Origin of the sequence: Thalassotalea sp. ND16A (assembly GCF_000764205.1) — a bacterium.
Taxonomy (GTDB): Bacteria; Pseudomonadota; Gammaproteobacteria; order Enterobacterales; family Alteromonadaceae; genus Thalassotalea_A.
In genome coordinates this window covers 74,633-86,036 of sequence record NZ_JQDZ01000053.1, presented here as the reverse complement: position 1 = coordinate 86,036, position 11,404 = coordinate 74,633, and the positions used below count along the sequence as shown (strand labels likewise).

General features: G+C 44.3%; 11 protein-coding genes. All 11 read right to left on the bottom strand.

Translation table 11 applies throughout. The annotated features are described in order from the left end of the window. Positions 1-254: 254 nt before the first annotated feature. The 11 genes from lipA to nadD all read right to left on the bottom strand — a co-directional run bounded on the left by lipA (position 255) and on the right by nadD (position 11,311). Positions 255-1,238, bottom strand: coding sequence for a lipoyl synthase (gene lipA, locus ND16A_RS09345; protein WP_033077590.1), 984 nt, complete (start codon positions 1,236-1,238; stop codon positions 255-257). Between the two features lie 4 nt (positions 1,239-1,242). Beyond that, a complete protein-coding gene (lipB, locus tag ND16A_RS09350; protein WP_052073068.1) occupies positions 1,243-1,848 on the bottom strand; it encodes a lipoyl(octanoyl) transferase LipB in 606 nt (201 codons plus the stop codon). 388 nt (positions 1,849-2,236) lie between these two features. Next, on the bottom strand, positions 2,237-2,500 hold the full coding sequence (gene ybeD / locus ND16A_RS09355; protein WP_033077588.1) for a DUF493 family protein YbeD: 264 nt from the start codon (positions 2,498-2,500) through the stop codon (positions 2,237-2,239). Positions 2,501-2,530: 30 nt separating this feature from the next. Then, on the bottom strand, positions 2,531-3,379 hold the full coding sequence (locus ND16A_RS09360; RefSeq protein ID WP_033077587.1) for a D-amino acid aminotransferase: 849 nt from the start codon (positions 3,377-3,379) through the stop codon (positions 2,531-2,533). A gap of 381 nt (positions 3,380-3,760) precedes the next feature. Next, positions 3,761-4,927: a serine hydrolase gene (locus ND16A_RS09365; RefSeq protein WP_443080338.1), complete on the bottom strand. Its 1,167-nt coding sequence runs from the start codon at positions 4,925-4,927 to the stop codon at positions 3,761-3,763. A gap of 196 nt (positions 4,928-5,123) precedes the next feature. Further along, a complete protein-coding gene (locus ND16A_RS09370; protein WP_052073071.1) occupies positions 5,124-6,062 on the bottom strand; it encodes a septal ring lytic transglycosylase RlpA family protein in 939 nt (312 codons plus the stop codon). 97 nt (positions 6,063-6,159) lie between these two features. Further along, complete coding sequence (gene rodA, locus ND16A_RS09375; RefSeq protein ID WP_033077585.1) at positions 6,160-7,275, bottom strand: rod shape-determining protein RodA; 1,116 nt, start codon at positions 7,273-7,275, stop codon at positions 6,160-6,162. A 407-nt stretch (positions 7,276-7,682) separates the two neighbouring features. Beyond that, complete coding sequence (gene mrdA, locus ND16A_RS09380) at positions 7,683-9,662, bottom strand: penicillin-binding protein 2 (RefSeq protein ID WP_033077584.1); 1,980 nt, start codon at positions 9,660-9,662, stop codon at positions 7,683-7,685. Between the two features lie 6 nt (positions 9,663-9,668). After that, positions 9,669-10,139 carry a 23S rRNA (pseudouridine(1915)-N(3))-methyltransferase RlmH gene (gene rlmH / locus ND16A_RS09385; protein WP_033077583.1) on the bottom strand — a complete coding sequence of 157 codons (471 nt, stop codon included), beginning with the start codon at positions 10,137-10,139 and terminating at the stop codon, positions 9,669-9,671. Between the two features lie 6 nt (positions 10,140-10,145). Beyond that, complete coding sequence (gene rsfS / locus ND16A_RS09390) at positions 10,146-10,469, bottom strand: ribosome silencing factor (RefSeq protein ID WP_033077582.1); 324 nt, start codon at positions 10,467-10,469, stop codon at positions 10,146-10,148. Positions 10,470-10,627: 158 nt separating this feature from the next. Then, positions 10,628-11,311 carry a nicotinate-nucleotide adenylyltransferase gene (gene nadD, locus ND16A_RS09395; protein WP_052073067.1) on the bottom strand — a complete coding sequence of 228 codons (684 nt, stop codon included), beginning with the start codon at positions 11,309-11,311 and terminating at the stop codon, positions 10,628-10,630. Positions 11,312-11,404: the final 93 nt, after the last annotated feature.

Here is an 11,404-nt window from a genome sequence, read left to right as displayed (position 1 = left end):
CAGCCGAAATCTACGCTGCTGGAGATAACGGCTCTGCGCTTGCTACTTAGCAAATGCAACCAGTATCGTTGAATGCAGAAATAACCTAAAGCCTGATGATCAGGTTTGTGTAAGTGTTTTAGAACGGTATTCACGGTGCTTGTTTACTTACACCACGGCATCCTGTGTGAGCCTAAGCGAGGCACGGGACCTCCTTGGGGCGAAGTGTGCTTGAGTTCGATACGCCGTTGGCGAGAATGACGGTAAGTTTAAGCTTACTTAACTTCTTCGCCGGCAGCCTGTTTATCGGCATGGTAGCTTGAACGTACCAGCGGACCACAGGCCGCGTGTTCAAAGCCCATTTTATCGGCTTCACGCTTGAACATGGCAAAGTCATCCGGGTGTACGTAACGTTCAACCGGCAAATGATGTTTACTCGGCTGTAAATACTGGCCTATGGTTAACATAGTCACGCCATGAGCGCGCAAGTCGCGCATTACCTGCAAGATTTCTTCGTTAGTTTCGCCTAATCCTACCATTAAGCCAGATTTCGTTGGTACGGTTGGATTGGCGGCACCAAAATTTTTCAACAAATCTAATGACCATTGGTAATTCGCCCCGGGACGAGCCTTGGTATAAAGGCGTGGCGCAGTTTCTAAATTGTGGTTAAACACATGGGGGGGCGCAGCATTTAAAATATCCAATGCACGGTCCATGCGGCCACGAAAATCTGGTACTAAAATTTCTACTTTGGTATGTGGCGCATGTTCCGCAATTTCAGTAATACAATCGGCAAATTGCTGGGCACCACCATCGCGTAAATCATCACGGTCGACTGAAGTTATCACCACGTATTTTAGTGCCATATCTTTTAACGTAAGCGCCAGTTTTTTCGGCTCTTCTTGATCGGCCGCTAGTGGCCGACCATGGCCAACATCACAGAATGGACAACGACGGGTACAAATGTCACCTAAAATCATAAACGTTGCCGTGCCGTGGTTAAAACATTCGGCCAGGTTTGGGCAAGATGCTTCTTCACAGACCGAGTGCAAGCCACCTTTGCGCAAGCCTTTTTTGACTTTATCAATGTTCTCTGAACTTGTTGGCAACTTAATTTTTAACCAGTCAGGTTTGCGTAACATCGTTTCCCGTTCAGATGGAATAACCTGAATCGGGATATGGGCCATTTTGTCGGCATCACGCATTTTTGTGCCGGGTGCTACGCGGGTAGAGTTCGCTTTTACGGTGGTGTTTGTCATACGTCTATAAACCTGTCTGATGGCTAACGGTGTCAGCATTCAATAATTGTTGCAATTCAGCCACTAAGTTGTTGCCAGTCTCTGCTACGTTGTCAGGACCACCAATATCTTGTGTCTGGATCATTTCTAAACCAGCATAACCGCATGGGTTAATGCGTAAAAACGGCGACAAATCCATATTTACATTAATTGCCAAACCGTGAAATGAGCAGCCTTTACGCACACGCAATCCAAGAGACGCAATTTTTTTGCCATCAACATATACACCAGGTGCATCTGGTTTTGCTGCCGCCACTATGTTGTGCTTGGCCAGCATGTTAACGATACCGTTTTCGATTAATGTTACTAGTTCTCTAACGCCCATTTTGCGACGGCGCAAATTGATCATAAAATAGATCACTTGTTGCCCCGGGCCGTGATAGGTTACTTGCCCACCGCGGTCAACTTTAACCACCGGAATATCACCTGGCATCAATAAATGCTCTTCTTTGCCAGCTTGCCCCTGGGTAAATACCGGCGGGTGCTCCACTAACCAGAGTTCATCTTCAACAGCATCATCACGGCTATCGGTAAAGTCTTGCATTGCATGCCAAACTTTTTCGTAATCCATGTTGCCTAATTGGCGAATAACCAGAGGGAAGGTCAAATGTCTATCTCGTCGTTGTCTAACCACGATACCAATTCTTATTGATATCTGCTCATTGAGTAATTTTATTTCTAGCAAATAAATTACCCTTCGGGAATGTCTATAAAACTTTCTAACGGCCTGAAATTTATAGAAGATATGAATAACTATCTGCAATAAATTTCAGTTGTTATAAAGCTTTCTAGAGCATTCTCAATTGATCACCTACCAATCAGATTTGGTATTACTCAGGTTAGCGGTAGAAAAATAATGGCGCCATTATAGCTTTATCAAAGAGAAAAGCCACCATTACCAGCCTTTGCCGGCGGTTAAAATCGGCTGGTTTTGTAAACTTGGCACGGAAAATTTTATGTTAAAGTACGTAACGCACTTCATCAATTGCCGATAAGTCTTTGTATAACTTCTCAATATGCTCTTGGCTAGTGACCGTTACTGCAATTGACACCGAGTGGTAGGTACCTTTACTGCTCGGTTTAATTTTAGGTGCATAATCTGCTGGTGTATCTTTTTGTAATACTGCGATAATTAAATCAGCCAAGTTTGGTACGGCTAAGCCCATCACTTTAAAATTTAACACGCAAGGAAATTCAAGTAGTTCATTAAACTTGGTTTTCATATCTCTCTCTTTTAATCGCTAAAAAATTAGCTAATTGATCAGGGTTTTCTTAAATGCCTGAAACTCACTATGGAGTACACTTGCTACCGGGCCAATAATGCCGGAGCCTATTATTTTATCATCAATTTGACGGATAGGTGAAATTTCTCTCGCAGAGGAGGATATCCACACTTCATCTGCCGATAGCAGCTGATCAATGTGGATGTCTTGTTGATGCACTTTTAACCCCGAGGCTTCGGCCAGTTCAATGATAACATCGCGAGTGATGCCACCTAAAATTAGCTGATTTTGTGGCGGGGTAAACAGCTCTCGGTGTTTGACCATAAACACGTTTGAAGCTGCGCCTTCGGTGACCAAGCCATCGCGATGCAAAATGGCTTCATCATGGCCTGACTGCCTGGCTTTATTGCTGAGCATAATATTGCCCAACAAGGCGATAGATTTTATATCACAATGGAGCCAACGAATATCGTTAAGCAAAGTGGCGGTAATACTCTGAATATTCTGTTCGGCTACGGTTAACTTGGACGCCATCAATAACACGGTTGGTGTCATATTCGCATCCAGTAAATGGTTCCTTTCTTTACTGACACCACGGGTAACTTGTAAATATATGGCCAAATGACCGCCACCGTTACGCTGAATTAACGTAGCAATGATGTTTTTCCACTCGATAGCTGAATGTGGGTTAGCAATATCTAATTGCATTAAGCAAGCATTTAAACGGGATAGGTGCTGTTTTAATCGAAATGGTGTTGAGTTGTATACCGGAATGACTTCATAAACGCCATCGGCAAACAAAAAACCTCGGTCGAGAACCGAGATTTTTGCTGAATCTTTGGCAACCAGGTCACCATTTAAATACACGATATCGGTCATGAAAAGCTCGCTAGCTAAAGATAAAAGCAGGTACAAGATGCGGGGTACAAGGTACAAGCAGCATGTCTTATTCCTTACCCCATGTTCATAAAATATGTCTAAGCAACTGGCAGCGAGCTACTAGCTACGGGCAGTTAGGTTTATGCCTTAAGGTCGAGCACATAGCTTGAACCTAAATTAAAACTATACACATTCGGTGTCATTTCAAACACGCTGCTTGTACCCTGTACCTTGTACCTTGTACCTTGTACCTACTTCCACTATAGTCGATGTATTAAAATATACTGCCAGTAGCTCGAAGCGTCTTTTTTTAGCCCGTAGCCATTCAATTCAAACATGCTGCCCGTAGCTTCTTTTTTGCCCGTCGCTCGTCGCCTTCTTTTATAAGAATTGCAGTTTCACATAATCGACTAAACGAGAAAACATGCTACCTTCGTTCACTTCCTCTAGGGTCACTAGCGGATATTCGCCAACGTTCTCACCGTCTAGTTGTAAAAATACTGTACCCACCACTTCACCTTTGGCAATAGGGGCTTCTAATTGGCGATCTAATTTGAAATTCGCTTCCAAATTTTTACGCTGACCACGAGGAATGGTAATGGCGGTATCGGTTAAAATGCCTAAATTCACTTCTTTAATATCGCCCATCCATACGCGGTTGGTGGCAAAGCTTTCTCCGGCTTTATATGGGGTGATGGTTTCAAAGAAACGGAAACCGTAGTTTAATAATTTTTTGCTTTCAATTTTACGCGCTTGTTCACTTTTGGCGCCCATAACTACGGTGACTAGACGCATGCCACCTTTAGTTGCACTGGTAACCAGGTTATAACCCGCTTTTGAATGATGACCGGTTTTTAAACCGTCGACATTCATGCTTTTATCCCACAATAAGCTGTTGCGGTTATATTGTTTGATGTTGTTATAGGTAAATGATTTCTGCTTATAAATCGCATACTCATTTGGTACGTCGGTAATTAAGGCGTTGGCCAAAATTGCCATATCACGCGGCGTCGAGTAATGCTCATTGCCACTTAAACCGTGCGAGTTTTGAAAGTGGCTGCCATACATCTCTAATTGTTCGGCATGGGCGTTCATCAAATCGGCAAAGGCAGACTCACTGCCGGCAATGTATTCGGCCATAGCGACACAGGCATCGTTACCAGAGGCAACAATAATGCCCTGGTTTAATAAATTAACCGAGACTTCAGTGCCCACTTCAATAAACATTTTTGATGAATCCGGAAAGTTTTTCGCCCAGGCATTTTCACTGATGGTGACTAAATCGTCATTGCCAATATTACCTGACTCAATTTCTTTGCCGATGATGTAACTGGTCATCATTTTGGTCAAAGATGCTGGCTCTAATTGTACATCGGCATTGCCTTCGGCGATCACTTTGCCGGTGGCATGATCTAATAAAATATACCCTTCAGCATTAATCTGAGGTGGCGCCGGGATAATTGTCTTTGCTGATACAGAAACTGCGGTCGTAGCAAGAACAAGGCCACCGATTATGTTAAGAAGTTTGCGTGCTGATTTGCTCATCATTTACCTGTAATGTTTTACGATTTAGTTATAGGGTTTATTTATGGTTGTCTTGGTTATGTTATTCGCTCACCAAGTGGCTGCATACTTCGGAATACAAGGTTTACAGCACAAAAATTGCTGATTAGTATATCAGCATTAACGGTGAAAACGTTACTTTAGCCAGTTAAATTATTTGATTCGTGTTGAATGACCAGGTTTATTTAGGCCATTTTAGTGGGTACGCTTCACTATACCCTCGCTGTTGAATATTCGCCAATAGCGTTTTTGCCTGCTCGGCATTATCTATTGGTCCTACTTGTACGCGAAAAAGTTCATTATTTTTGGAAAGTTTTACCGGTATTTGCAGTAAAAACTGCATGCCTTTGGCGGTATTTTTTGCCAATAGCTTATCGCGAGTCTCCAGCACATGAATGAAGCGGTTAAAATTATGCGCCGCCTTTGCGGTGTGGGGGACGGGTGATTTTGCTAATGCGGTGTTTTTCTTTAGCGTTTGCTTGTTAAGCCGCGGAGTCGCCTTTGTCGCCGTCGCTAAACTGTTGAATTTGGGTAATGGTTGCGCAACTGACACCGTGACTACATCGTGTTCTAGTTTGGGGTTGGTAAACTTAGCAATATTGGCTTTGGTGATAGCTTCAATTTTTACCTGCGCGGTACCTTTAGTTAACATCCCCAATTTATAGGCAGCACTGTAAGATAGGTCAATTAAACGCTCTTGGTGAAATGGACCTCTATCGTTGACCCGCACTATCACCGATTTGTTGTTGGCTATATTGGTCACTTGTAAATAGGTCGGTAATGGCAATGCTTTATGCGCCGCGCTAAATGCATACATATCATACACTTCACCGTTTGAGGTTAAATGACCATGAAACTTTTTGCCATACCAAGATGCGATACCTGTGGCTTTATAGCCGTCAGCAGAGGGTAACACCTGATATGATTTACCAAATACTTGATAGTCTTTATTCCCACCTCTGCTCGGGGGTACTATTTGTGGTGTCGGCTCTTCTAACTCTTGCTTGCTTGGCAGACGATCGGGAATGCTGTCGTGCTTTTGTGAATAGCGAGAAGTCGTACTACAAGCATTGAGCAAAAGTAGGGTAACGGCGAGGAAGATAAATTTAGATGCGTGCACGGTAGTCTTGTTATTTTTTAAGCGTATTTCAGTGTAATAAGTTATAAATGCAGACTCAAGAGTAAAACCTTGAGATCCGCAATTTATTTGCACTTTTTTAGGAAATTAACCGTCGATGGGTACTGATTGCCATAATTACCCCAAATCCTGCCATCAGGGTCACCATCGATGTGCCGCCATAACTGACTAACGGCAAAGGCACACCAACCACCGGCAATATGCCGGAGACCATGCCAATATTGACAAATACATAAACGAAAAACGTTAAGGTTAAACTGCCGGCCAACAACTTGGTAAATGCTTCTTGCGCATTTACCGCAATCCACAGACCACGCATTACGATTAATAAGTAAATACACAACAAACCGATCACGCCGAGTAAGCCAAATTCTTCGCTGAATACGGCAAAAATAAAATCGGTGTGGCGCTCTGGCAAGAACTCCAGTTGCGATTGTGTGCCCTGTAGCCAGCCCTTACCCGAAAGTCCGCCGGAGCCAATGGCAATTTTTGATTGAATAATATGGTAGCCGGAGCCGAGCGGATCTTGCTCTGGATTTAAAAAGGTTAATACCCGTTGCTTTTGATAATCTCGCATCAAAAACATCCACAAAATCGGCATAAATGCAGACACCAGACCGGTACAAACCGCAATTAACTTCCAGCTGGCACCGGCTAAAAACAACACGAAAATACCGGAGCTGGCTATTAATAACGAGGTGCCTAAGTCAGGTTGCTTGGCAATCATCAGCGTTGGCAGCATGACCAGAACAAAGGCGATCACTATGTGTTTGGTTTTACTGGGCAAATCGTAGCTACTGATAAACCAGGCGATGGTCATAGGCACCACAAGTTTCATCACCTCTGAAGGTTGAAACTTCATAAAGCCCAAATCAAGCCAGCGTTGCGCGCCTTTGCCGACATGGCCAAATAACAACACTGCCAACAGCATCAGCAAGCCCAGGATGAAAACCACCACCGCCCAGCGTTGATATACCGAAGGGGGAATTTGCGCAACCACAAACATCACCCCAAGACCAATGCCTAAGCGGATCAGTTGGCGAATTACCAAGTCGGTATCCTGACCGCCAGCACTGTAGATCACGCACAGACCGACAGACATCAAAATCAACAGCGCAAACAACAACGGCAGATCGATATGGATCCGCTGTAACAGTGTTTTTTTCTTTGCTTCGTCTCTACCTACATAACGCATGTGTGTCTCTGTTTAAAAAATTGCTTCGGGCTGCGGGCAACTAGCTGCGGGCAGTCGGTGTTAATTTCGGGGTACGAAGTACGAGGTACAAGGTACAGGCAGTGTGTTTTATACCTTAACCCAAGGCTTCTAAAATGGCTACTGGCAGCGAGCTCCTAGCTACGGGCAGCCTGTGTTAATTAATCAATCCAGGCAATATAAAAAGTAGCAGTGCTGATGATATGGCTGAGTATAATGCCAGTTCCCAGTTCCCAGTTCCCAGTTCCCAGTTCCCAGTTCCCAGTTCCCAGTTCCCAGCCCCAACTTTTTAATTTACACCATACTTGAGGTGATCAAACATGCTGCTTGTACCTTGTACCTTGTACCTTGTACCTCGTACCTCGTACCTCGTACCCCGTCCCTCGTACCTATTCCTTTGCCGTCAGTGTCTTGTTCGCAAAGTACTGATCCATTATTTGTCGTGCCACCGGTCCGGCATTCGAACCACCGCCACCTACCGCAACGTTTTCAATGGCAATGGCCACTACGATTTCCGGCGCGGTATAGGGGGCAAAGGCAATAAACATGGCGTTATCGCGCTTATCTTCCGAAATTTTAGTGGCATCATAGTCGGTATCTTGCGCACGGCCAACCACTTCACCGGTACCCGATTTACCGGCGGCATCGTAATTGCTGCCTAAAAATGCCCGATAACCGGTACCCGAAGGTGCTCTTACCGTTTTATGCATGGCTTCCAGAATAATGTCCCAGTTTTGCTCATTATTGAGTTCTATCGGTGGTTTTTCGTTGATCTCAAATGCGCTAATTTCCCGGGTAATACCATTTTTTGAATTATCTTGCTGACTCAAATCGTCGGCACCACTAAATACCGCTGCAGCAACCGTGTCGTTATTGCTCAGCTCGGCAGTTAACGGCAATGGACTGTGAATGGCGGATAAAAAGTGAGGTTCTTTAATTTCACCTTTATTGACCAAAATAGACGTTGCTTGCGCCAGTTGTAATGGTGTTACCGTCCAAAAACCCTGACCAATGCCAATGTTTACGGTATCGCCATGATACCAAGGTTCATTATAGCGGGCACGCTTCCAGCCTCGGCTTGGCAATATTGCTGCCGATTCTTCGAAAATATCGATACCGGTTGGTTCTCCAAAGCCAAATTGAGCCATGGTTGCTGAAATTTTATCTATGCCTAATTCATACGACAGCTTGTAAAAGAAAGTGTTACAAGAGCGCATAACAGCCTCTTCTAAGGTAACCCAGCCATGGCCCCATTTTAAGTGATCGCGATATTTACGTTTGCCATTTTTCAGTTTGAAGAAACCCTCATCCCAAATTTTCGATGAGGTGGTGATCATCTGGTTTTCCAGACCCGACAGGCCCAAGAATGGCTTTATCGTGGAAGCCGGCGGGTAGGTGCCTTTGGTGGCGCGATTGATCAGGGGTCGGTTGCGGTTCTGCAATTTTTTATAGTTTTTGCTGGAGATGCCATGAACAAACAAATTGCCGTCATAACTTGGATTTGAATAAAACGCCAATACACCACCGTCACGGGGGTCAATGGCTACCACCGCGCCACGACTGCCAGATAACGCGCGTTTGGCGATCATTTGCAATTCGATATCCAGACTCAAAGTCAGATCTTTACCAGGCACCGGAGGGGTAAAGCTTAGCGTTCTTAAAATTCGACCCTGATTATTCACTTCCACTTCCTGATAGCCCATGCTGCCATGAAGTAAATCCTGATAATATTTTTCCAGACCTAATTTACCAATATCGCGAGTGGCCTTATAACCATCGCTCTTGCCTTGTTGTTCGAGCTTGAGCAAATCATTACTGTTAATTTTGGCGACATAGCCGAGCGAGTGCGTGGTTAAATCGCCAAAGGGGTAATAGCGTTTTAACCGGGCTTCAATGATAACCCCGGGGAATAAATGCTGACTCACCGATATTTTCGCCACTTGCTCATCGTTTAGCCGTGACAATAATTCCAACGGCTTGAACCGGCGTTTGTAACGCATCGATTTTAAAAAGTTTTGCTTTTGCTCGTCACTAACGTCAACGATGTCACTTAACAGAGCTAAGGTTTGTTCAACGTCGTTGACTTCTTCGGGGATGATAGCCAGTGAATAAACCGGTTTATTCTCGGCCAGCAGCACCCCATTTCGGTCGTAAATCAGGCCACGGTTAGGCGCCACCGGTAACAGTTTTATCCGGTTTTTATTGGAGCGGGTTTGATATTTTTCATACGAATTTATTTCCAAATCATAAATGTTGTTAAATAAAATCAACAGCATGGCGAGAACACCTAAAAAGGTGATAAAGGTGCGGCGAGCAAATAAGTTTGCTTCAGCACTATGATTTTTAATCGAAACCCGTTTTACAGCCATCCGCTGTTACTCGCGATGGTAGGGGTGATTGTTATTGATGCTCCAGGCACGATATAAACTTTCTGCGATCATAATTCTTACCATAGGGTGTGGTAAGGTTAGAGGGGATAAAGACCACTTTTGTTCCGACGCTTTTATACAAGCCGGTGCCAGTCCTTCGGGACCGCCAACCAATAACGCCACATCACGGCCATCCATTTGCCATTTCTCCAGCTGTATGGCCAAGTCGGGCGTGGTCCAGGGCTTGCCTTCTACTTCCAATGTAACAATACGGTTGCCTTTAGGTACCGCCGCTAAAGTTTGTTCGCCTTCTTTTTCTAATATGCGCGCAATGTCGGCATTTTTACCGCGCTTGCCCGGGTTGATTTCAATTAAATCAAAAGTTAAATCGCGGGGAAAGCGCCGGGAATATTCGCTAAAGCCTTGCGCAATCCAGCCGGGCATTTTATTGCCAACGGCAATCAAAGTAAGTCGCATGGCGAGTTATTCTTCAGTCCAAAGCTTTTCTAATTGATAGAGGTCGCGAATATCGTCGGTCATCACATGGACGATGACATCATCCAAATCGAGAAGTGCCCACTCGCCAACGTCAACACCTTCAATACCTAACGGCTTTAAGTCGTTTGCTTTTGCTTCTTTATTTAGGTTATCGGCAATGGATTTTACGTGACGAGAGGAATTGCCGGAACAAATTACCATATAATCGGTAAAGCTGGCTTTTTCTCTGACATCAATAATAACAATGTCTCGGGCTTTAATGTCTTCTAATTGTTGTTCAACAAAATCTACTAATTTATCTGCTTGCAAAATCTTTCCTCAAGAGCAAATGTGGACCGAATACTAATTTGCATAAGTTTTTAGCGTATGCAAATTAGTATTTTCGGCTAATGCCGCTATTCTAACCTGAACCGAGAATAGTTAACAGGGGAGGTTAACGGGATTTTTTAAGGCGAGTGTAAATTAAATTATTTTGTTCTGCTATTTTGCTCAGGGTAAATGCCGTTTTCATCGACAAACTGCGCGACTTCCGTGGATAAATACTGCGACACTGAATCGCCGTTTTTTAACATCTCGCGGATTTGAGTGGAAGAAATATCGAGCTGACAAGTTTCCAACAACAATATGCATCCAGCCGACTTTTGTTTCACCAGAGCAATATCATCAGTTAATTTATTTTTGAAAAACTCATCCTGCAACGAGGCCGGGCAATAGCCGGGCCGGGTGCTAACCACAAAATGACACAGCTCAACTAATTCTTTAATTTGATGCCAGCTGGGTAAGTTGATTAATGAGTCGGTTCCGATGAAAAAGAACAATTTACTATTCGGGTGTTGCTGTTTTAGCTCTGTTACCGAGTCGATGGTATAGGATGGGGTGGTTCGCTCTAACTCGCGACTGTCCAATTTGAATATATCAAAGTGAGCACACACTAACGCCACCATTTGTTTGCGCTGGCTGGCGCTGGCGTGAGTACCCGCTTTATGCGGTGGAAGATGTGCGGGGATTAATAAAATCCGGTCAAAATCCAGCTGCCGGGCGGCATCCATACTGCTATGGATATGGCCTAGGTGGATAGGGTCAAAAGTGCCGCCAAAAATGCCGATATTAGCGGGAGCAGCGGGGCGGTTTGTGCGTTCAGTATTTGGCATGGTTTCTAATATACGGTTAATTTCCAGGTACGGGGTACAGGGTACAGGGTACAGGCAGTGTGGTTTATACCTTAACCCAAGGATTATAAAATG